The organism is Burkholderia cepacia ATCC 25416 (genome assembly GCF_001411495.1).
Classification (GTDB): Bacteria; Pseudomonadota; Gammaproteobacteria; order Burkholderiales; family Burkholderiaceae; genus Burkholderia; species Burkholderia cepacia.
The window spans coordinates 386,158-408,052 of record NZ_CP012982.1 but is presented as its reverse complement, the minus strand read 5'-3'; the positions used below and the strand labels follow the sequence as shown (position 1 = coordinate 408,052).

The window sequence follows — 21,895 nt, the reverse complement described above, 5'->3', positions numbered from 1 at the left end:
CGGATCGGGAAAACGGTGGCGGATCGGCGCCCGGGCCGGCCGTGATCGCGACGCCCGCCGGTCAGCGGGGCTGCCGCGATGCGCGCGCGGCCGGGTTGGCGGTCGCGGCGGTCGTCGGATGGAACCCGGGCAGCCCGGGAATCCGCTGCTCCATGAACTGCAGGAACGTGCGGGTCCTGAGCGGCAGATACCGGCGCGACGCATACACGAGGTGCAGCGCATGCGGCGGCACCATGTCCCACTTCGGCAGCAACCGGACGAGCTGCCCGCTGTCGATCAGGTCCTGAACCAGCCACGCCGGCCCGCTGCCCACTGCGTTCCCGGCGAGAAAGCATTCCCGCAGCGCCATCGAGCTGTTCACGCGATACCGGCCGCGCACCGGAACGGCGACCTGCTCGTCGCCGCGGGCGAATGCCAGTTCGTTGCCGATGTCCGCGCGTGCGTAGCTGACGTACTCGTGCCGCGCCAGGTCTTCCGGCCGGCGGAGCCTCGGTGCCTGCGCGACGTACTTCGGCGTGGCGACCAGCAGGCGGGGCGACGACGCGATGGGGCGCGCCACGGCATCCGGCGGCAGCAGATGGCCGAGGCGGATGGCGACGTCGACGCCTTCTTCGACCAGGTCGATCACACGGTCGGTCAATTGCAGCTCGACCTCGATCTCCGGCCATGCGGCGAGGAATTCGAGCACGAGCGCGTTCAGCCTCAGCTCGCCCAGCCCCATCGGCGCATTGACGACCAGCTTGCCGACCGGCCGCACCGTTTGCCCGCGCACCTCGGCCACCGCGCTCGCGTATTCGTCGATCACGCGCTTGCAGCGATCGTAGAACCGGCGGCCTTCGTCGGTGGGCGCGAGGCTCGTGGTCGAGCGTTCGAGCAGGCGGACGCCCAGTTCCTTTTCGAACGCGGCGACGATCTTGCTGATCGTCGGCTGGCCGGTGCCTTCCTCGCGCGCGACCGCCGAGAAATTGCCGAGCTCGATGGCGCGGACGAACACGCGCATGGATCGCAGCGATTCCATCTTATTCCTTCGGGGAATGAACCTTATTCAAGTCTCCCACGTTCCTGCGCAATGGAGAATGACCTAACGTTCGCGAACCTTCAATCCCTGACGAGGAGTCGACATGAACGAGGCAACGCAATCTTCGGCACTGGACGGTGCGCACGTCGTGGTATTCGGCGGAAGCTCCGGAATCGGTCTCGAGGCCGCGGCCGCCGCGAAGGCAAAAGGCGCGGGCGTCACGTTGGTCGGCCGGACCCGCGCGAAGCTCGAGGCCGCCGCGCAAGCGATCGGCGGCGCGCGCATCGCAGTGGCCGACATCGCGGACCGGCAGGCGGTGCAGGCCGTATTCGACTCGCTCACGCGCGTCGATCACCTGGTCGTCACGGCCGGCCGGTTCATTGCGGGCAAGCTGAACGAGACCGATCCCGATCAGCTGCTCGCCGCGCTGCAGGAACGTATCGCCGGGCCGGTCTATGCGATCCGGGCCGCGTTGCCGCTGATGCCGGCGACCGGCTCGATCGTGCTGACCGGCGGGCAACTGTCGGATCGTCCGGCCGCGCACGGCACGTCCGTCATAGCCGCCGCCGTGCGCGGCGTCGAGGCGCTGGCGCAGTCGCTCGCGCTGGAACTGAAGCCGATTCGCGTGAACGTCGTCGCGCCCGGATTCGTCGAGACACCGCTGTACGACGCGTTCGGCGCGGAAGCGCGCGACACGATTCTCGTGGGTGCGGCGTCGGCTTTGCCCGGCGGCCGGGTCGGGCGCGCCGATGAAGTGGGGGAGGCGATCGCGTTCCTGCTGGGCAACGGCTTCATGAACGGCGAGATCCTGCACATCGACGGCGGCGGCCGGCTGGTCTGAGCCGCGTGTCAGCCTGCGGCGCGCGGGCCGGTGCGGCGCGCCGGCGGGCGTGATGTGTGGGGTGTGCGGGTATCCGGATACGCGCGCTGGCAGACGGCGATGACCGCATCGCGCAGGCTGCGATGCACGGGGTCGCCGTGCATGCGCGGATGCCACAGCGCGGAAACGAGGATCCCGGGCAGGCGCACCGGGATCTCGAAGCTGCGCAGCCCGAGGGCGTCCGTGAGCCCCGGCGAGAATGCGTTGCCGAGGCTCGAGCGCGGCACGAGCGCGATCAGGTCGGTGCTGGCCGCGACACGCATCGCATCCGGGTAGCCCGGTACGACGACGCGCACGGCGTCGCCCTGGCCGGCCCCGTCGGTCGGGTCGTCGGCCGGCCCGCCGAAATCGCCGAGCTGCGACGCGATCACGTGACGGCAGGCCGCATAGCGCGCGGGTGTGATCCTGCCCGATGCGAACAGCGGATGCCCGGCGCGTGCCACCGCGACGTGCCAGTCGCGGAACAGCATGCGTGTGTGCAGTTCGGGGGCATCGTCGCCGCGTTTGCCGATTTCCAGATCGACGGCGCCGTCGCGCAGCGCTTGCGGATCGCGGTCGGGCTTCGGGACGAAGCGGACGCGCACCTGCGGCGCGATTTCGCCGAGTGCGGCGACCACCGGGCCGGACAGCATTTCCATGAACGATGCGGCCGCGCGGATGGTGAACGTGGACGCGTGCGTCGCCAGATCCACGTCGGCCGTTGCCGGCCGCAGCACCGCGCGCGCATCGGTTGCGATCGCGTGCACGCGGTCGCGCAACGCGGCTGCGTGCGGCGTCGGCACGAGCTTGCGCCCGGCGCGCACGAGCAGCTGATCGCCGGTGGACACCCGCAGCCGCGTGAGCGTGCGGCTCATCGCGGACGTGCTCAGGCCGAGCCGGCGCGCGGCGCCGGTCACGCTGCCTTCCGACAGCAGCACGTCGAGCGCGGTGACGAGGTTCAGGTCGATGTCTTCCATGGCGACAGGATACGCCACGGCACGATATGACATGGCGTTCGATGCAACTATGGTTTGAGTCGGATGCGTCTGGCGCCTGTCTGGACGCGCACCTATAGTGGCTGCATGACGCAACCCGGCAAAGGCGGACACCATGCAATCGACTGTATCGAGTAAAAACGCACCGACGATCCTGCTCGTCGCGGCCTCGCGCGGCCTCGGGCTCGCGATGGCGGAGCAATTCCTGAGCAAGGGCTGGAGCGTCACGGGCACCGTACGGGAAGGATCGGGGCGCACGCGGCTGCACGACCTCGCCGACCGGTTTGACGGCCGGCTCGACATCGAGACGCTCGACATCTGCGAGCCGGCGCAACTGGCGGCGCTGCGCGAGCGGCTGTCGGGCCGGCGCTTCGACATGCTGTTCGTGAATGCGGGAACGACGAACGAGCCGACCGAAACGATCGGCGAAGTGACGACCGACGAATTCGTGCGCGTGATGGTCACGAATGCGTTGGCGCCGATGCGCGTGATCGAGACGCTGCAGGATCGCGTGACCGCGGGCGGCCTGATCGGTGCGATGTCGTCGGGGCAGGGCAGCGTCGCGAACAACGTCAGCGGGATGCGCGAGGTCTATCGCGGCAGCAAGGCCGCGCTGAACCAGTTCATGCGCAGCTTCGCGGCGCGCCAGGCCGATACGCGGCGTGCGATGGTGCTGATGGCACCCGGCTGGGTCCGCACGGAGCTGGGCGGGCCGGATGCGCGCCTGACGATCGAGGAAAGCGTGCCGAGCCTCGTCGACGTGCTGGTCGCCAAGCGGGCGCGCCCGGGGCTCGAGTATCTCGACTATCTGGGGCGGACGGTGCCGTGGTGAAGCCGCGTTGCAAAGGATCGCCGTGCCCGGCGTCATGCCCGTGGCATAAGTTGTGTTCGCAACGATTTGGAAAAGGCGACGACACGCCGCTCGCTGCATCGCACAACCGGTCGCGCTTGACACAGGCGCGTAGCCCGCCGTAAATTGCGCAGGCAGATCTAGATAAGAGACTATCTGTAAGATGGTCTCTCCATGCGTCGATCGCATCTGCAATGTCGAGCCTCTTACAGAACAAATATACGGAGGCCGATTGTGCAAACGATCGCGGTCAAGCTTCATGGCATTGAAGACGTCATCTCCTTTCTCGACACTCGCCCCGGCATCGCGGGCAGGGCGGGGCTCGTCTGGTGGCTGTCGCTCGGCGGGCTGTTTCTCGACGCATTTTCCAACTCGGCATTGAGCGTCGGCCTCGGGCCGATGACGCGCGAATTGCATCTGTCGGCCGCGCAGGTCGCGTGGATGACGTCCTTCGCGTCGTGGGTCGCGATCGCGTTCAACCCGATCGGCGGTTGGATGGCCGACCGCTGGGGGCGCGTGCGGCCGCTGATCGCGGCGAAACTGCTGTCGGTGATCGGCGCGCTGCTGGTCGTATTCGCGCCGGATTTCAATACGATTCTCGCCGGCCGCTTCTTCGTCGGGATGGCATACGGAATCGACTTCGCGATCGCGATGGCGATGCTCGCGGAGTTCACGCCGGGCCGCCTGAAGAGCCGGCTCAATACCTGGCAGGGCATGTGGTACACGGCCGTCTGCCTGAACCTGCTGCTCGCGCTGTTGTTTCATGCATGGCAGGTCGGCGATTCGATCTGGCGCTACTCGGTGGCGGCTACCGCCGTGTTCGGCGTCGCAATCCTCGCGCTGCAATGCGCATTCCTCGTCGAAAGCCCGATCTGGCTCGCGCGCAAGGAGCGTCTCGACGACGCGGCGCGTGCGATGACGCGCATCTACGGGCACGCATTCGCCGCCGCGCCCGTGCATGAACGCACGCCCGTCGTGAATCCGGCCACGCGCGGCTTCGCGAACGTGCTGCTGATCTTTCGCGGTGTCTACCTGCCGCGCACGATCCTTGCCGCGACCGTGCAGATCGGCCAGTCGATCGAATACTTCGCGATCGGCTGGTATCTGCCGCTGATCAGCGCCGCATTGTTCGGTACCGATTTCGTCTACGCGACACTCGGCGCGCTGGTGTTCAACCTGTTCGGGATCGTCGGCGGCTTCTCGTCGTCGGCGGTCGGCCGCCGTGTCGGCCTGCGTCGCGCATCGGCGATCGGGTTCGCGGCGGTCTGCGCGATGCTGGTCGTGCTCGGGATGTTTCATGCGCGCATGCCGCTGTGGCTGTCGGTCGTCGTGCCGTCGCTGTTCATCCTGTTCCACTCGGCCGGCCCCGGCGCGAACGGAAAGAGCCTGTCGTCGTTGTCGTTTCGCGGCGAGTTGCGCGCAGGCGCAAACGGCATCGTCGGCGCGCTCGGCTCGATCGGCGCGGCGTTGGGCCTGCTGGTCTTTCCGCTGTTTCGCGCGCGCTACGGCCTCGAACATACGTTCCTGATCCTCGCGATGGTGCCGTGCGTCGCAAGCGTAATCTGCTTCGCGATCCGCTGGGACCCGACGCGCACGACGATCAATCCCGACAACGAACCCGACGCGCCGCACTTCGGCGGCGACGCACGCGCAACGTCGGCCTTCCTGAACCCCGCCATCGAGAAAACGCAGCGATGACCGATTCCCGAAACGCCATTCTTGCCATCGACGAAGGCACCTCCGGCACGCGCGCCGCGATCGTCGACGCGAGCGGGCACGTATCGTGCCTCGAATACCTGCCGCTGTCGGTCGAGAGCCCGCGGCCGGGCGTCGTCGAACAGGACGCGAACGTGATCCTCGACAAGACGCTCGCGGTCTGCCGCGCGACGCTTGCGCGGGCGCGAGCAGAGCGTGTACGCATCGTCGCGCTGGCGCTTGCGACGCAGCGCGCGACGGCCGTGCTGTGGGACACGCGGACCGGGCGCGCGCTCGTGCCCGCGATGGTCTGGCAGGACACGCGGCATGCAGCCGAGCTCGACCGTCTCGCCGCCGACTGGGACCGCTTGCTCGTGCCGCAGGTCGGCCGGCCGGCGGGCGTGCGTTCGCCGTACTTGTGGGCCGCGCACCAGATGCGCACGTCGCAGGCGGTCACCGACGCCCATCGCGCAGGATGCCTCGCATTCGGCACGATCGACACGTGGCTGATGTGGCATCTGTCCGATGCGGGCGAATGCGTGACGACACCGACCCATGCGACCTCGGCGAGCGCGTATCTGCTCGGCGAGCATCGCTATTTCGAACCCTGGCTCGACGCGCTGGGCTTTCCGCATGAACTGCTGCCCGTGTTGCGCGAAGACGCTGATACGTTCGGCCGCACGCGCCGGGACGTGCTCGGCATCGACGTGCCGATCCTCGCGTGCGCAGGCGACCAGTTCGCGGGTGCGGTCGGGCTTGGCTGCGTCGAGCGCGGCCAGGCGATGTGCGTGCACGGCACCGGCAGCTTCGTCGACCTGCTGACCGGCACGGCGCGTCCGGACACCGGCTCGCACGTGCAACCCGGTCACGCGCACGACGGCACGCTTGCGATGACCGCACGGCGGCACGACGGCGTATCGCATTACTCGCTCGAAACCTTCGTTGCGACGACGGGTTCGGCACTGCGCTGGGTCTGCGAAAAGCTGCGCTGGTTCGACGATCCCGCGCAGATCAGCGCGCTGGCGGCCACTGTGCGGTCGTCGCGCGGCGTGACCTTCATCCCGGCGCTCACGGGCCTGCGCGTGCCGAGGATGGAGCCGAATGCACGCGCGTTGCTGTCGGGCATCTCGATCGCGACGACACAGGCCGAAGTCGCGTACGCGGTGCTCGAAGGCATCGCGCATTCGGTCGCATCGTGCATGGAGGCCAACCAGGCCGTCGCGCGGGCCGACGTATCGGAGCTGATCGTCGGCGGCGGGCTGGCAGGCAGCGACACGCTGCTCCAGATCCAGGCCGACGTGAGCGGCGTGCCGGTGCGCCGGATGCGCGAAGGCGATTGCGCGAGCCTGCGCGGCGCGGCGTTTCTCGCGGGCGCATCGGGGCTGCTGTGGGAATCGCTCGACGCGGCCTGCGCGACGCTCGTCACCGACGCCGTATTCGAACCCTCGACCGACGCAGACCGCCGGCAGCGCCGGCGCGCGGCGTGGCACGCGCGAATCGCGTCCGAGCTCGCGCACGCAACCGATTTCGCTCACGCGTAAGCACGGAGAACGACCAGCATGATGTTTTTGCCATCCAGAAAACCGAAGACGGATCGTGCCGGCATGACCGGCACCGAGCCGTTGCGCGTGAATCGCGACGAGCACCTGGCGCGACTCGAGACGGACGCGTTCGACGTGCTGATTGTCGGCGGCGGCGTGACGGGCGCGTACGCGGCGTTCGATGCGAGCCTGCGCGGGCTGCGCGTCGCGCTCGTCGAGAAGAGCGATTTCGCGTCGGGCACGTCGTCGAAATCGTCGAAGATGGTACACGGCGGGTTGCGCTATATCGAACAGGGCAATCTCGGGCTTGTGCGCCATTCACTCCTCGAACGGCAGCGATTGCGGCGCAACGCGCGCCATCTGGTGCAGCGGTTGCCGTTCCTGTTCCCGGTGATGGAGCGCGAAGGCGTATTTGACAAGCGTCTCGCGAAAGCTTTCGAAAGCCTGCTGTGGACCTACGACATCGCCGGCGGCTGGCGCGAGGGCATCCTGCATCAGAAGCTGACGAAGGCCGAGGTGCTGTCGCATTGCCCGACCTTCAACGAAACGTACCTGACGGGCGGCTTCATGTATTTCGACGCGCGCGTCGACGATGCGCGCCTGACGTTGAACCTCGTGCGCACGGCCGCGTTCCACGGCGCGGCGGTGGCGAACCACGCCCGCGTGGTCGAGCTGACACGCGACGGCCACGGCAAGGTCGATGGCGCGATCGTGCATGCCGACGGCCGCGAGCGGCGCGTGCGCGCGCGCGTGGTCGTGATGGCAACGGGCGTATGGCTGCGCGACTGGACCGGCGCCCGCAAGGGCGACACGTCCGCGCTGCAGGTGCGGCCCGCGAAGGGGGTGCACGTCGCGATCCCGTGGCTGAAGATCCGCAACGACTGCACGGTGACGATCCCCGTGCCGGGCCGCAACCGCCGCGCGACGATCACGCGCTGGGGCAACGTGTCGTATCTCGGCACGACCGACGAGGACTACGACGGCGATCTCGACGACGTGCACTGCACGCGCAAGGAGCTCGATTTCCTGCTCGAAGGCGCACGCTCCGCGCTGAAGGCCGACCTGAGCGCGGACGACGTGGTCGGCAGCATCGCCGGATGCCGGCCGCTCGTCGGGCCGCCGGGCGGCAAGACGATCGAGATGAAGCGCAACCACGAGATCCATGTCGCGCCGGACGGGCTCGTGACGATCGTCGGGGGCAAGCTGACGACGTCGCGGCACATGGCCGAGCAGACGATCGATACGGTCGGCAGGTTGCTCGGGCGCCGCACGCGCTGCCGCACCAAATCGGCTTACCTGCTCGGCGCGGCCGGCTACGACCCGCAGGCGATCGTCGCGTCGGGCGGACTCGCCGCGCATCTTGGCGAACGCTACGGCACCGAGGCGCGTTTCGTCGGCGATCTCGCAGACGAAACGCCGTCGCTGCTCGCGCCGATCGTCGAGGGGCTGCCATACAGCGAAGCGGAAGTGCTCTATGCGGTACGTCACGAATTCGCGCGCAGCGTCGACGACGTGCTGTCGCGCCGCACGCGCGCCCGATTGATGGCGCGCGACGCATCGGCGCGCGCGGCACCGCGTGTCGGCGCCATTCTCAAGGCGGAGCTCGGCTTGTCCGATGCGGCCGTCGCCAGCCAGGTGAGCGACTACGTCGCCGCCGTCGCACTCGAAAAAGCCATCCTCATGGGAGAAAACGGATGATCAGCAAGGAAGCCATCAAGCGCGGCTACAACCGCGGCAATTACGTCGTCGGTGCGCATACGCCGCCGCCTTATTCGCTGAACCTGCAGACGGCGGGCAGCACGTTCGCCGAAGCGGGCATGCAGCGCGCGCCGGTCGTGGTATCGCCGCAGCAAGTCGACGCGTTGCGCGCGGTGGCCGATGAAGTGCTCACGCAGCCAGCCGACGTCGTCGCTTGGACGCGCGACTGGTGGGCCGCGTCGATGGTCGCCGAGACGGGCGGCCGGCCCGCGACGCCGCATGCGGTCATCGTGCGCGTGTCGACGGTCGAGCAGGTGCAGGCCGTGATGCGCATCGCGCACGCGGCGACGATTCCGGTGACGGCGTCGGCCGGTCGCAGCAACGTGACGGGCGCGGCGCTGCCCGTGCGCGGCGGCATCGTGCTCGACGTGTGCGGGCTGAACCGGTTGATCGGTGTCGATACCGAGAGCCAGATCGTCGACGTCGAAGCCGGGATGTTCGGCGACGTGTTCGAGGAAACGCTGCAGCGCGAGCACGGGCTGACGATGGGGCACTGGCCGTCGTCGTTCGGGATCAGCACCGTCGGTGGCTGGATCGCCTGCCGCGGCGCGGGGCAACTGTCGACGCGCTACGGCAAGATCGAGGACATGGTGTTCGGGATCGACGTGGTGCTCGCGGATGGCAGCCTAGTGACGCTCGGCGGGTATTCCCGCGCGGCGGTCGGCCCCGATCTGCAGCAGTTGTTCGTCGGCAGCGAAGGGACGCTCGGCATCATCGTGCGCGCGCGCCTTAAGCTGCACCGGCTGCCCGATTACGGCCGCGCGATCGCGTACGGTTTCGACACGTTCGCGGCCGGCCTTGACGCGTGCCGTGAGATCCTGCAGCGCGGCGCGAACCCGGCGGCACTGCGGCTCTACGACGAACTCGAGAGCGGCGTGCAGTTCGGTCTGCCCGACACGAACGTGCTGCTGATCGCCGACGAAGGCGCGCGCGAGATGGTCGACGCGGTGATGGCGATCGGCGCACGCGTCGGTGAGGAAGGCGGGCGCAAGCTCGACGGCGACGCGATCTTCGAGAAGTGGCTCGACACGCGCTACCTGACCGGCAAGAGCGCGGAAGGCTTCAAGCGCAGCCCGGGCTTCGTCGCCGATACGCTGGAGATGTGCGGCCGCTGGCGCGATCTCGCGGCGATCTACCGCGACGTGGTGGCCGCGCTGCAGGCCGTGCCGGGCACGCTGGCCGGCTCGGCGCACCAGTCGCATGCGTATGCGGACGGAGCGTGTCTGTATTTCTCGCTGCGCGGCGATGTCGCGGTGGCCGAACGGGGCGCGTGGTACCGTGCCGCCTGGGACGCAGCGAACGCGGTGCTGATCCAATACAATGCGACGTTGAGTCATCACCACGGCGTCGGGCTGCTGCGTTCGCCGTACATGCGTGATTCACTGGGCACGGCGTTTCCGGTGCTGCAGGCGGTGAAGCGCGCGCTCGATCCGAAGCACATCCTCAACCCCGGCAAGCTTAGTCTCGGCGACGAGACAGGCCCGCACGTCGACCGGTAAACGTCATGGACAAGTCGCTGGGCGCGCGTCTCGCCCGTCATCCCGTCATCGCGACGCTGTACGGCGCCGAGCAGGCCGACAGTTTCGTCGACAGCGCGGCCGAGGTCGGCATCGTCGCGAACGTCGACCTGCGCCGCCTGCAGGCGGTGGTCGCGGCGCTCGCCCGGGCCGGCAAGTTCGTGATCGTCAACATCGACAGCTGCGATGGGCTGTCGCAGGACAAGGGCGGCGTCGAGTATCTGGCCGATATCGGTGTCGCAAGCCTCGTGTCGACGCGCGTCGCGACGATCCAGCGCGCGAACCGCGCGGGGCTGATCACGATGCAGAAGGTGTTCGTGACCGACCGTTCGACATGGCCGCGCAGCATGAAGGCGATCGAGCAGAGCGATCCGAACCTCGTACAACTGATGCCCGCGCCGATGCTCGCGCACCTGAGCGAAGCCGACCGGCAGGCACTGCCGCCGATCGTTGCATCCGGCTTCGTCGGCAATGCGGACGACGTGCGCAGCGCGAGGCGGCACGGCGCGCTCGCGGTGTCGACGAGCGACAGCGCGTGGTGGAATTTCGACCCGTCGTCGTGACGGATTCCTGTTAAACACGGAGCGCAACATGAACGAACCCTACCTTCAGGTCATCGCGCATTTCTTCGCCAAACCGGGCAACGGCGACCGCGTGATCGAACTGCTCGCGGAACTCGCGCCGGCGACGCGTACCGAGCCGCAGAACCTCGACTACGCGTATTTCCGGTCGGCGGAGAACCCCGACCACATCGTGATCCTCGAACGCTACCGCTATGCGGACGGCCTCGACGTGCATCGGGATACGCCGCATTTCCAGCGGATCGGTGTCGGCGCGATCTTCCCGTTGCTCGATCGCCGCGACGTGTTGCGCTTCATGGTGCAGCCGGACACCGGCACGGCGACGTCGCCGGGAGGTGCCTGATGAACCCGTTTCAATTCCGCACCGTGCCGACGCAGGTCGTCGAATTCGGCGCCGCGCGCCGGCTCGGCGCGTTGTTGCGTGAACGCTTTCCGGCGCTTGTGCGGCTGTGCGTCGTCACCGATGCGTTCCTGCATCGCAGCGGCGTGCTCGCGCCGGCGCTGGAGAGCCTCGCCGCGCACGGCTGGCAGGTCACCGTGATCGACGACGTGATCGCCGATCCGCCCGAGCAGGTGGTCCTCGACGCGACCGAGCGGGCCGTCGCGGTCGATGCGGAGATCGTGCTCGGCCTGGGCGGCGGATCGTCGATGGACGTCGCGAAGCTGATCGCGGTGCTCGTGCCCGGGCGGCAGGCGCTGGCCGACATGTACGGCGTCGACAAGGTCACGAGCGAGCGGCTGCCGCTCGTGCAGATGCCGACGACGGCCGGCACGGGCTCCGAAGTGACGGCCGTGTCGATCGTCACGGTCGGCGAGGCGCGCAAGATGGGCGTCGTGTCGCCGCACCTGTTCGCCGATGTCGCGATCCTCGACGCCGAACTGACGCTCGGCCTGCCGCGCGCGGCGACGGCCGCCACGGGCATCGACGCGATGGTGCATGCGATCGAGGCCTACACGTCCGCGCGGCTGAAGAACCCGGTGTCCGACATGCTGGCCGTGCACGCGCTGACGCTGCTGTCGCGCAACCTGCTCGCGGCGTGCGACGACGGCCACGACCGCCACGCGCGCGAGGCGATGCTGGTCGGCGCGATGTTCGCGGGGCAGGCGTTCGCGAATGCGCCGGTCGCGGCCGTGCACGCGCTGGCCTATCCGGTCGGCGGGATCTTCCATGTGCCGCACGGGCTGTCGAATGCGCTCGTGCTGCCGCACGTGCTGCGTTTCAACGCACCGGCCGCCGCACCGCTGTATGCGGAACTCGCGGCGATCGTCGCGCCGTCGGCGACGGGCAGCGACGAAGCGCGTACGCACGCGCTGATCGGCGAGATCGACCGGCTGATCGCCGCGACGGGCATTCCGCGCACGCTGCGCGAGGTCGGTATCGGCGAGGGCGACCTGCCGAGGATGGCATCGGACGCGATGCTGCAGACGCGCCTGCTCGTGAACAATCCGCGCGAGGTGACGGAGGCCGATGCGCTGGAGATTTACCGGCAGGCGTGGTGACGCGGCGGGCGTGCGCGTCGCGCCGCCCGCCATGCATTCACGTCGCGATGCGCGCGCCGTGCCGCGCCGCGTGCGCATGCGAGCGCAACGGCTGCGAGCCCGCATCCGGCCCGCGAGCGTGACGAGCAATGCGTCGCGTTCGACGCTCACGTGAAGGAACCGGGGAAGTCGCGGCAGGCTTGACGGCGGCTGCCGTCGTCAGCGGGCAGGGCGGGCCAGCAGCGGCGGGATGTCCTGCTTCAGCAGGTCGACGACGGCCCGCACGCGCGGCGGCAGCGGCCGCTGCGCGTGGACGAGCACGTTGAGCGCGAAGTCGGGAATCGCGTAGCGCGGCAGGAGCTCGACGAGCGTGCCGGCCGCGAGCGCGTCGGCGCAGGCCGGGTGCTGGACCACGCCGATGCCGCCGCCCGCCGCGATCGTGTCGAACATCGGCCGCCAGTGGCTCGTCGTCATGATCGTGCGGATGCGCGCGTATTCGAGCGGGCCGCCGTCGTGCTGCACGGGCAGCCGTTCGCTCGCGAAGACGCCTTTCACGCGGATGAACGGATGGTTGGCCAGATCGGCCGCCGTGTCGATCGGGCCGCACCGGTCGAGATACGACGGCGCGGCGACGAGCCGGCGGCCCACCGTGCCGACCGGGTGCGCGACGAACCCGCCGTCGCCGAGCTGTCCGACGCGGATCGAGATGTCGACGCCTTCCGTGACCGGATCGACGATGTCGTCGTTCAGGACCAGATCGATGTGCAGGCCCGGATACGCGGTGCGGACATGCATCAGCACGCCCGGCAGCACGACCTCGCCGAAGCATTGCGGCGCCGCGAGCCGGATCGTGCCGTCGAGCGCGGTTTCCGTCTTCGAGACCGATGCGACCGCATCGTCGGCCGCTTCGAGCAGCGCCTTGCTGCGGTCGTAGAAGATCCGGCCTTCTTCCGTGCACACGAGGGTGCGCGCACTGCGCATCAGGAGCCGTGTGCCGAGATGCTTCTCGAGCCGTTCGATGCGCTCGCTGACGGCCGGCTGGCCCATGTCGAGATCGCGCGCCGCGCCGGACATCGTGCCGCGCTCGACGACCCTGACGTAGATGCGCATCGTCGCCAGCAAATCCATGAAGTCGCGCCCCTTGTCTGGTTCCGGTTGATGCCGATCGACGGATGGTACCAAAGCACGGCTGACTGAAGGTGTGGAGCGACCCGATACTGACCATCGGTTGCGCAAGCCGCGTGTGTTCGCCGGTGCGATGGGCGACAATCGGCTTCCGTGCGATCGACTGGAGACGATGACATGACGCGACAGGATGAAGCGGTGCGCACGCGCTGCGTCGCATGGCAGATCGTGCAGACCTGGCAGGCGGCCGAATGGTGCAGGCTCGTCGAGTCGCGAACGGGTATCGGCTTGTCGGGGTCGGTGTCGGGCGCGATCGACGGCGCGCCGTTTCGTGTCGATTACGCGATCTCGTGCGGCGCCGACTGGCTCACGCGCGCGGCGCGCATCACGCAGTGGGGCGGCACGCAGCCGCCACGGCAGCGGGATATCGCGTGCGACGCAGGGCGCTGGACGATCGACGGCGTCGACGTACCGGCGCTCGCGGGCGCGACCGATATCGACCTCGGTTTCAGCCCGTCGACGAACACGTTGCCGATCCGGCGGCTCGGGCTGGCCGTCGGCGAGGCGGCCGTGATCCATACCGCGTGGCTGCGCTTCCCCGAATTCGAGTTCGTGCGCGGCGAGCAGCGTTATACCCGCACGGCGGAGCACGTGTACCGCTACGAAAGCGGCACGTATGCGGCCGATATCGCGGTCGACGAAGCGGGCCTCGTCACCGACTACGACGAATGGCGGCGCATCGGCGCGGCTCCCGCGCGCTGACGCACGCGTGCCGCGCCGTGCGTCGGCGGCAGTGCATCAGCGTGCGCTGGCCACCGACAGCTTGCCGGGAATCAGCTTCAGCGCGCTGAACGCGTCGGCGATGTTCTGCTGATACGCGAGCGTCGCGTCGCTGATCGGCTGCACGCCATAACCGGCGCGCTTGAGCGCGACTTCGAGCGTCGGCGCGTCGAGGCCGACGAGCGGCGACAGTTGCGCGGCGACTTCCGCCACATGGTCGCGTGCCCAGCGGTCGACCGCGTCGACTTCGTCGAGCAGCGCGCGCAGCACCTGCGGATGAGCGGCCGCGTATTTTCGTGCGGCGAGGTAGTACTGCGTATTGCGCACGAGCCCTTCGCCGTTCGCGATCACGCGCGCGCCGATCTGCCGCTCTGCGGCGGCCAGGTACGGATCCCAGATCACCCACGCATCGACGTTGCGTTGCACGAACGCGGCGCGCGCGTCGGCGGGCGTCAGGTAGATCGGCTGGATGTCGGCATACGTCAGGCCCGCGTGTTCGAGCGCCTTCACGAGCAGGTAGTGGACGTTCGAACCTTTGTTGAACGCCACCTTCTTGCCGCGCAGCTGCGCGACGTTGCGGATCGGCGAATCGGGCAGCACGACGATCGCCTCGCCCTGCGGCGCGGGCGGCTCGTTGCCGATGTAGACGAAATCGACGCCGCCCGCCTGCGCGAAGATCGGTGGCGTCTCGCCGACCGTGCCGACGTCGATCGCGCCGGCGTTCAGGCCCTCGAGCAATTGCGGGCCGGCCGGAAATTCGAGCCATTGCACCGTGACGCCCTGGCTCGCGAGCCGCTTTTCCAGCGTGCCGCGTGCCTTGAGCACGACGAAGTTGCCGTATTTCTGGAAGCCGACGCGCAGCCGCGTGCCGCTGTCTTGCGCGTGCGCGGGCAGGCCGGCGAGCGGGCCGAGCGCGAGCCCGGCCAGTCCGGCGGCCGCGCCTTGCAGCCATTGGCGGCGCTGCGGGTTCGCCGGTGTCGGTTCAACGTCTGCGTGCGGTGTGTCGTTCATCGAGGCGTCCTGCGGGCGAAGGAGCGGGCCGCGCGCGAAAGGCGACGCGGTCGGCGCAGGGCGGGGCCGGATGCGGGCGCTGCACGCCACGGGCCGGCCCGCGCCGGACTCGTGACGATACGTCCGCCTGCGTTGGCGGCCAACCAACGAATGCGCATATGCAAATCAGCGGTGGACGCGTTGCCGGCGTTCGATCCGGCGATCAGTGCAGAAACCCGCAGCGACGAGCCAAAACGCGGCCGGAACGGAGCGGCATGGCCGGCCGCCCCGGAGAAATCGCCGCCTCGCACGCGTGGCCGCCCGGCGCGCGACGAGCCGCTGCCTGAACCGCTGCCGCGACGCTCAATCGGAGCCGGTCGGGCTTTCCTCGATCGAATCGACGCGATCCGGATAGAACGCGAGGTGCCCGCGGATCGCGTCGACGGCCGGATAGGGCGCTTCGTAGGTCCAGACGGCATTGACCGAGCGTTCGCCGCCGACCGGGATCGAGTAGTACGCGCAGTCGCCCTTGTACGGGCAGTAGGTCGCGTGATCGGTGCGCAGCAGCAGCGTCAGGTCGGCGTCCTCGCGCGGGATGTAGAGCACGGCCGGGTAGGCGGCTTCGCGCAGCGCCAGCGCGCGGCGCGTGTCCGCGACGATCCGGCCGGCCGCCTTGACCACGACCCGCCGCGGGTGCGATTCGATCGTGATCGGGTGATCGGGGCCCGGCGTCTTCACCGGGCGAGCAGGCGTATCGGGGCTGACAGGCATGGTGTGTCCTCCTGGAATCGGCGGCGCGACGGGATGCGCGCCGGCGTTGGCCAGCCGATACGATGCGCCCATTTCGGCGAACCTGCACGGGGCCGGAAGAGGCGACGCGGGCCACGTGCCCGACGCTCGCACGGACATCCCCGTGCCGCGGCGGCGGGATGCCGATCCAGCGATAAGCAACGCGCAATTAATTGGTAAGCGATCGGCGGGCGACGCGCGAAGATCGGCCGTCGTCATTTGCATGACAGCCACCGATTCCGCCACCATGAAGACCTCTTTCGTTTCGCCCGCCGCGCCTCGCGTGCGGAAACCGCCGCGCGCCGCGACGGCCCTGCGCTGCATCGCGGCGTCGCTGCTGCTCGCCGGCGCGGCCACGCAGGCGCTGGCCGCGCCCGCCGGCAAGACGCTCGTGTATTGCACCGAAGGCAGCCCGGCCGGCTTCGACCCGGGCCAGCACACGACGAGCACCGATTTCGACGCGAGCACGTTCACGATCTACAACGGGCTCGTGCAGTTCAGGCGCGGCACGCTCGATCTCGAACCGTCGCTCGCGACGAGCTGGGACGTGTCGCCCGACCAGCGCACGATCACGTTCCATTTGCGGCGCGGCGTGAAGTTCCAGACGACCGCGTGGTTCAAGCCGACGCGGCCGTTCCAGGCCGACGATGTCGTGTTCACGTTCCGCCGGATGCTCGATCGGGACGATCCGTTCCGCAAGGCCTATCCGGTCAGCTTCCCGTATTTCAGCGACCTCGGTTTCGACCGCAACATCGAGCGCATCGACAAGGTCGACGACTACACGGTGCGCTTCGTGCTGAAGACGCCCGACGTCGTGTTCGTGCGCAATCTCGCGATGGCGTTCGCGTCGATCCTGTCGGCCGAGTACGCGTCGCAGCTCGCGGCGCGTCACCGCGAGGCCGACATCAACCAGTTCCCGGTCGGCACGGGGCCGTTCCTGCTGCGCACGTACCAGAAGGACGCGCTGATCCGCTACGACGCGAATCCGGACTACTGGAAGCCGGGCGACGTGAAGCTCGCCCATCTTGTGTTCGCGATCACGCCCGATCCGGCCGCGCGCCTGCAGAAGCTGGTGTCCGGCGAATGCCAGGTGTCGGTGTTCCCGCGGCCGGCCGACCTCGACACGGTGCGGCGCGACCCGAAGCTGTCGTTGTTCTCGGGAATGGGTTTCAACGTCGGCTTCGTCGCGTACAACACGCAGCATGCGCCGCTCGATCGCGTCGACGTGCGGCGCGCGCTCGACATCGCGATCGACAAGTCGGCGATCGTGAAGACCGTGTTCAACGGCGATGCGAAGATCGCGACGAACCCGATGCCGCCCGCGCAATGGTCGTACAACCCGCGCCTGAAGGATGCGCCGCGCGATCCGGCGGCCGCGAAGGCGCTGCTCGCGCAGGCCGGTTTCCCGAACGGCTTCGACCTCACGCTGTGGGCGATGCCCGTGCAGCGCCCGTACAACCCGAATGCGCAGCTGATGGCGCAGTTGATCCAGCAGGACTGGGCGAAGATCGGCGTGCGCGCGAAGATCGTCAGCTACGAATGGGGCGAATACAACCGCCGCGCGAAGCTCGAAGGGCAGCACGACGCGATCCTGTACGGCTGGTCGGGCGACAACGGCGATCCCGACAACTGGCTCGGCACGCTGCTCGGTTGCGACGCGGTGCACGGCAGCAATCTCGCGAAATGGTGCAACCAGGATTTCGAACGGCTGGTGGACGCCGCGCGTTCCAATGCGGACGTCGCGAAACGCACGGCGCTGTACGAACAGGCGCAGGTCGTGTTCAAGGACCAGGTGCCGTTCACGCCGATCGCGACGTCGATCGTGTCGCTGCCCGTGTCCAAGCGCGTGCACGGGCTGACGTTCTCGCCGCTCGGCGGGCACCGTTTCGACGGGGTCTGGCTGGATTGACGGACGGGCCGCGCACGCGCGCGGCCCGCGCATTCATCGGCGTGACGTGACGAAAGTGACGGAAAGGCCGGCGCGCCGCGGTGCGCCGGCTGCCGCCGGTTCAGTTGAGCGCGACCGCCGCCGCGGCCTCGACCGGCGAGCCTTCGAGCGCGACCGACGGCCGGCTGTCGGGGCCGACCGGCACGTCGCCGGTGAGCGTCGTGCGATAGAGCTGGCGGTCGAAGTCGAGATCGAAGATGTCGACCGGCGCGAGGTGGGCGGTCGCGCGGTTGTCCCAGAACGCGATGCTGCGCGGCTCCCACTTGAAGCGGATCGTGAATTCAGGCCGCGTCACGTGTTCCCACAGCAGTTCGAGCAGGGCCTGGCTCTCGCGCGGCGTCAGCCCGACGATCGATTTCAGGAAGCTCGGGCTCACGTACAGCGCGCGTTCGCCGGTCTCCGGGTGCACGCGCACGAGCGGATGCTCGGTCACGAGCGGGCGGCGTTCGACCGCGTCGTCGAACGCATCGGTTGCGCGCGCGCCGGCCGGCGGCGTGAAGCGATGAAGGCCGCGCAGGCCGTCGACGAAGCCGCGCAGCGGCGCGGACAGCGTTTCGTACGCGCGCACGAGGTTGGTCCAGTGCGTGTCGCCGCCGTAGGGCGGGATCGTCACGCCGCGCAGGATCGATGCCCACGGCGGGTTCACCGCGGCCGTCACGTCGGTGTGCCAGCCGGTCCACGGCCGGCGCACCGGTTCGCCTTCGAAGCGGGTGGCCTTGCGGTGTTTCGCAATCGAATACACGGCGGGATGCCCGTCGACGTGCCCGAACACCGGGTGGCCGACCGTCGGCTCGCCGAACTGCGCGGAGAACGCCACGTGCTGCTCGTGCGTGAGGAACTGCTCGCGGAAGAAGATGACGCGCCATTTCAGCAGCGCGGCGCGAATCGCCGAGATCTGCGGCGTGGTCAACGGTTGCGTGAGGTCGACGCCGCGTATTTCCGCACCGATATGGGCGGACAGCGGGATCACGTCGATCGGCTCGGCGGCGGGTTCGAGTAAGGCGCTCATGCGACGCTCCTGGCGGAAGTGAACGGGGTGCGGGGCCGACATCGTTGCGCGTGCGTGCGTCGGTCCGGTGACGGGAAGGGCATGGTCGGGTGTCCGGTGGCGGAGGAGGCAGGTGCGGCGGCGCGCACGGAACGGCGCCGCCGCGTGACGCGGGCGTTATTGCAGCGTCGCGCCCGGCCCCTTCAGCACGACGCTCCGGCGGCCGTCGATGCCGACCGGCACGTCGCCGTGCACGGTCGCGCGGCGCACGACACGGCGCGCATCGCCGTAGTCGTTGATCGCGTAATGCTGCGTCGCGCGGTTGTCCCAGATCGCGACGTCGCCTTCCTGCCAGTTCCAGCGCACGGTGTTCTCGAGACGCGTCACATGCTCGTGGAATACCTGCAGCAGGTGCGCGGAATCCTGCGCCGACAGCCCCTTGAGCCGCTGCACGAAATGCCCGAGCACGAGCGTGCGTTCGCCGGTTTCCGGATGGACGCGCACGACCGGGTGCTCGGTTTCGTAGACGGTCGACGTGAACACTTCGCGGTAGCGCTTCAGTTGCGCAGCGTCGGCATGCACGTGCGTCGACGCGTAGTCGTACGCGTTCGTATGCAGCGCCCACAGCGTGTCGGCGAGCGCGCGCAGCGGGTCGGGCAGGTTCGCGTAGGCGGCGGCCGTGTTGGCCCACACGGTATCGCCGCCGAACGGCGGAATCACGACCGCGCGCAGGATCGAGACCTTCGGGTACGCATCGACGAACGTCACGTCGGTGTGCCACGAATTGGCGCGCGCGCCGTGTGCGGAATCGAGTTCGAGCAGGTGTGCGCTGCCGTCGACGGACGGCACGGTCGGGTGGGCGACGGTCTCGCCGAAGCGGCGTGCGAACGCTTCCTGCGCGGTGTCGTCGAGGTGGTGCTGGCCACGGAAGAACAGCACCTTGTGGCGCAGCAGCGCGGCCTGGATCGCGTCGAACGTCGCGTCGTCGAGCGTGCCCGACAGCCGCACGCCGGCGATCTCGGCGCCGATCCGGCCGGCGACCTGGCGAAGCTGGAGCGGGGTGGCGGCCGTGCGCGGCGCGGCGTGCGAAGCATGCGAAGACGGGTGAGCGGCGTGCTGGACTTCGGACATCGGGAGTCTCCTGGAGTCGGGTCGGTCGAGTCTCCATTCAAGCAGGGACCGTGCGCAACCGGAACCGATGAATCGTCACAACCTTAGCGTGCGCGCGGCGACGATCGATATGCGTCGTCGTGCTGAGCAAATCGAAGCGCCATGCGTGCTACCACGCAAGCCGCCATTCGCCGATCCGGTGCGGGCGCGGCGGGTCGATACGCTTGCCGCGCGGGTGATCGTCGCCGGGCGGTTCGCCGTCGTCGAAACCGGCGAGCACGGTGTCGCGCAGCCGCGCGAATTCCGGTGAATCGCGCCGGCGCGGGCGCGGCAGCGCGACGTCGACGATGCGCTCGATGCGGCCCGGGCGCGGCGCCATCGTCACGACACGGTCGCCGAGATACACGGCTTCGTCGACGTCGTGCGTGACGAGGATCATCGTGATGCGCTCCTGTTCCCAGATGCGCAGCAGCTCGTTCTGCATCCGCGCGCGCGTCTGCGCGTCGAGCGCGCCGAACGGCTCGTCGAGCAGCAGCACGCGCGGGCGGTTCACGAGGCCGCGTGCGATCGCGACGCGCTGCGCCATCCCGCCCGACAACTGGTTCGGATACGCATGCTCGAAGCCGTTCAGCCCGACGAGCGCGACGTGATCGGCGACCGCGCGGCGCTTCGCGGCCGCGTCGAGCGGCGCGTTGCGCAGCGCGGCCTCGATGTTCTGCGCGACGGTCAGCCACGGGAACAGCCGGTGATCCTGGAACACGATCCCGCGTTGCAGCGACGTGTCGCGTACGCGCTCGGCGCCGGCACGGATCTCGCCCGCGTAGTCGGTGTCGAGCCCGGCGATCAGGCGCAGCAGCGTCGACTTGCCGCAGCCGCTCGCGCCGACGATCGTGACGAACTCGCCGGCGCGCACGTGCAGCGACACGTCGTCGAGCACGGCGAGCGCGGCGCCGCGTTGCGCGTAGTGCTTGCTCACGTGGAGGATGTCGAGCGAATCGGAGGCGAGGGTCGTCATGGCGGTGTGAGGAAGGGGGAAAGGAAGGGGCGATCAGCGCGGCAGGTCGCCGCGCCGGGCCAGCACCTTGCGCTCGATCGCGCGCGCGATCGCGTTCAGGGCCCAGCCGGTCACGCCGACGACGATGATTCCGAACAGCACGAGATCCATCCGGAACTGCTCGCTGCCGTCGATCAGCGTGTTGCCGATCCCGCTGCCGGCGACCAGCAGGTATTCGGCGCCGAGCGTCGCGAGCCACGAATAGATCAGGCCGAGATACAGCCCGGTGAAGATCGACGGCAGCGCGGCCGGCAGGATCACGTGGCGCACGAGCTGGAGCCGCGAGTAGCGCAGCGCGCGGGCGACGTCGACATACGCGCGCGGCACCGCATGAATGCCGTCGCAGGTGTGCGCGGCAACGGGCAGCAGCGCGGCGAGCGACAGGAACACGACCTTGGCGACGTCGCCGAGGCCGAACCATACGGAAATCAGCGGAATCCACGCGAACAGCGAGATCTGCTTGAACGTGTCGAAGCTCGGGCCGACCATCCGCGCGGCGAGGCGCGACAACCCGAGCGCGGTGCCGAGCAGCAGCCCGCCGGCCGCGCCGATCGCGAAACCGCAGGCTTCGCGCGCAAGCGACGCGGACAGCGCGCGGCCGAGCGCGCCGCTCGTGGCTTGCGCCCATGCGGTGCGCAACACGTCGGCCGGGCCGACGAGCAGGCCGCTGTTCACGAGGTGCGCGGACGCGATGACCCACCACAGCGCGAGCGCGACGAGCGGCAGGACGAAGCCGCGCCAGTCGGGCGCACGCAGGCGGCGGGTGGCCGTGGCGGCCGGCGGTGCGGCGTCCGGCGAAGCGGAATGCGTCACGGGAG

General features: G+C 69.1%; 20 protein-coding genes. 11 read left to right on the top strand and 9 right to left on the bottom strand.

Annotated elements, in window-relative coordinates; translation table 11 throughout:
- Window positions 1-61 precede the first annotated feature (61 nt).
- Window positions 62-1,018 carry a LysR family transcriptional regulator gene (locus APZ15_RS19225; protein WP_027791184.1) on the bottom strand — a complete coding sequence of 319 codons (957 nt, stop codon included), beginning with the start codon at window positions 1,016-1,018 and terminating at the stop codon, window positions 62-64.
- Between the two features lie 103 nt (window positions 1,019-1,121).
- On the opposite strand from APZ15_RS19225, the gene APZ15_RS19220 reads away from it, so the two are divergent.
- Window positions 1,122-1,859 carry an SDR family oxidoreductase gene (locus tag APZ15_RS19220; protein ID WP_027791185.1) on the top strand — a complete coding sequence of 246 codons (738 nt, stop codon included), beginning with the start codon at window positions 1,122-1,124 and terminating at the stop codon, window positions 1,857-1,859.
- An 8-nt stretch (window positions 1,860-1,867) separates the two neighbouring features.
- Here the strand turns inward: APZ15_RS19220 and APZ15_RS19215 are convergent, their stop codons facing one another.
- Window positions 1,868-2,854 carry a LysR family transcriptional regulator gene (locus APZ15_RS19215; RefSeq protein WP_027791186.1) on the bottom strand — a complete coding sequence of 329 codons (987 nt, stop codon included), beginning with the start codon at window positions 2,852-2,854 and terminating at the stop codon, window positions 1,868-1,870.
- A 133-nt stretch (window positions 2,855-2,987) separates the two neighbouring features.
- Here APZ15_RS19215 and APZ15_RS19210 point away from each other — a divergent pair, with 133 nt between their 5' ends.
- From APZ15_RS19210 to APZ15_RS19175, 8 genes are all read left to right on the top strand, one after another.
- Complete coding sequence (locus APZ15_RS19210; RefSeq protein WP_027791187.1) at window positions 2,988-3,704, top strand: SDR family oxidoreductase; 717 nt, start codon at window positions 2,988-2,990, stop codon at window positions 3,702-3,704.
- Between the two features lie 252 nt (window positions 3,705-3,956).
- On the top strand, window positions 3,957-5,420 hold the full coding sequence (locus APZ15_RS19205; protein WP_027791188.1) for an MFS transporter: 1,464 nt from the start codon (window positions 3,957-3,959) through the stop codon (window positions 5,418-5,420).
- Complete coding sequence (locus APZ15_RS19200; RefSeq protein ID WP_027791189.1) at window positions 5,417-6,958, top strand: FGGY family carbohydrate kinase; 1,542 nt, start codon at window positions 5,417-5,419, stop codon at window positions 6,956-6,958. Before APZ15_RS19205 ends, APZ15_RS19200 begins: the two co-directional genes overlap by 4 nt.
- An 18-nt stretch (window positions 6,959-6,976) precedes the next feature.
- Window positions 6,977-8,656 (top strand): glycerol-3-phosphate dehydrogenase/oxidase, encoded by a 1,680-nt coding sequence (locus APZ15_RS19195; RefSeq protein WP_027791190.1) that lies wholly within the window; start codon window positions 6,977-6,979, stop codon window positions 8,654-8,656.
- On the top strand, window positions 8,653-10,215 hold the full coding sequence (locus APZ15_RS19190) for an FAD-binding oxidoreductase (RefSeq protein ID WP_027791191.1): 1,563 nt from the start codon (window positions 8,653-8,655) through the stop codon (window positions 10,213-10,215). The genes APZ15_RS19195 and APZ15_RS19190 overlap by 4 nt, the downstream gene beginning before the upstream one ends.
- 5 nt (window positions 10,216-10,220) lie before the next feature.
- Window positions 10,221-10,796, top strand: coding sequence for a glycerol-3-phosphate responsive antiterminator (locus APZ15_RS19185; protein WP_027791192.1), 576 nt, complete (start codon window positions 10,221-10,223; stop codon window positions 10,794-10,796).
- Between the two features lie 28 nt (window positions 10,797-10,824).
- Window positions 10,825-11,157 carry a putative quinol monooxygenase gene (locus APZ15_RS19180; RefSeq protein WP_027791193.1) on the top strand — a complete coding sequence of 111 codons (333 nt, stop codon included), beginning with the start codon at window positions 10,825-10,827 and terminating at the stop codon, window positions 11,155-11,157.
- Complete coding sequence (locus APZ15_RS19175; protein ID WP_027791194.1) at window positions 11,157-12,314, top strand: iron-containing alcohol dehydrogenase; 1,158 nt, start codon at window positions 11,157-11,159, stop codon at window positions 12,312-12,314. Before APZ15_RS19180 ends, APZ15_RS19175 begins: the two co-directional genes overlap by 1 nt.
- Window positions 12,315-12,512: 198 nt before the next feature.
- Here APZ15_RS19175 and APZ15_RS19170 read toward each other — a convergent pair whose 3' ends face one another.
- Window positions 12,513-13,421, bottom strand: a complete 909-nt coding sequence (locus tag APZ15_RS19170; protein WP_027791195.1) for a LysR family transcriptional regulator — start codon at window positions 13,419-13,421, stop codon at window positions 12,513-12,515.
- 174 nt (window positions 13,422-13,595) lie between these two features.
- On the opposite strand from APZ15_RS19170, the gene APZ15_RS19165 reads away from it, so the two are divergent.
- The gene (locus tag APZ15_RS19165; RefSeq protein ID WP_027791196.1) at window positions 13,596-14,180 is read left to right on the top strand and encodes a putative glycolipid-binding domain-containing protein; all 585 of its coding nucleotides are present in this window, start codon (window positions 13,596-13,598) and stop codon (window positions 14,178-14,180) included.
- A 36-nt stretch (window positions 14,181-14,216) separates the two neighbouring features.
- Here the strand turns inward: APZ15_RS19165 and APZ15_RS19160 are convergent, their stop codons facing one another.
- Window positions 14,217-15,209, bottom strand: a complete 993-nt coding sequence (locus APZ15_RS19160) for a sulfonate ABC transporter substrate-binding protein (RefSeq protein ID WP_027791197.1) — start codon at window positions 15,207-15,209, stop codon at window positions 14,217-14,219.
- Window positions 15,210-15,551: 342 nt separating this feature from the next.
- Entirely contained in the window at window positions 15,552-15,959 is a 408-nt protein-coding gene (locus APZ15_RS19155) for a DUF427 domain-containing protein (protein ID WP_027791198.1), read from the bottom strand.
- 265 nt (window positions 15,960-16,224) lie between these two features.
- Here APZ15_RS19155 and APZ15_RS19150 point away from each other — a divergent pair, with 265 nt between their 5' ends.
- On the top strand, window positions 16,225-17,886 hold the full coding sequence (locus tag APZ15_RS19150; protein WP_051363312.1) for an ABC transporter substrate-binding protein: 1,662 nt from the start codon (window positions 16,225-16,227) through the stop codon (window positions 17,884-17,886).
- A 100-nt stretch (window positions 17,887-17,986) separates the two neighbouring features.
- On the opposite strand, the gene APZ15_RS19145 is transcribed toward APZ15_RS19150, so the two are convergent.
- From APZ15_RS19145 to APZ15_RS19130, 4 genes are all read right to left on the bottom strand, one after another.
- Window positions 17,987-18,934 carry a TauD/TfdA dioxygenase family protein gene (locus tag APZ15_RS19145; RefSeq protein ID WP_027791200.1) on the bottom strand — a complete coding sequence of 316 codons (948 nt, stop codon included), beginning with the start codon at window positions 18,932-18,934 and terminating at the stop codon, window positions 17,987-17,989.
- Window positions 18,935-19,090: 156 nt separating this feature from the next.
- The gene (locus APZ15_RS19140; RefSeq protein WP_027791201.1) at window positions 19,091-20,044 is read right to left on the bottom strand and encodes a TauD/TfdA dioxygenase family protein; all 954 of its coding nucleotides are present in this window, start codon (window positions 20,042-20,044) and stop codon (window positions 19,091-19,093) included.
- 148 nt (window positions 20,045-20,192) lie between these two features.
- Window positions 20,193-21,038 carry an ABC transporter ATP-binding protein gene (locus APZ15_RS19135; protein ID WP_021162897.1) on the bottom strand — a complete coding sequence of 282 codons (846 nt, stop codon included), beginning with the start codon at window positions 21,036-21,038 and terminating at the stop codon, window positions 20,193-20,195.
- A gap of 33 nt (window positions 21,039-21,071) precedes the next feature.
- The gene (locus APZ15_RS19130) at window positions 21,072-21,890 is read right to left on the bottom strand and encodes an ABC transporter permease (protein ID WP_027791202.1); all 819 of its coding nucleotides are present in this window, start codon (window positions 21,888-21,890) and stop codon (window positions 21,072-21,074) included.
- Window positions 21,891-21,895: the final 5 nt, after the last annotated feature.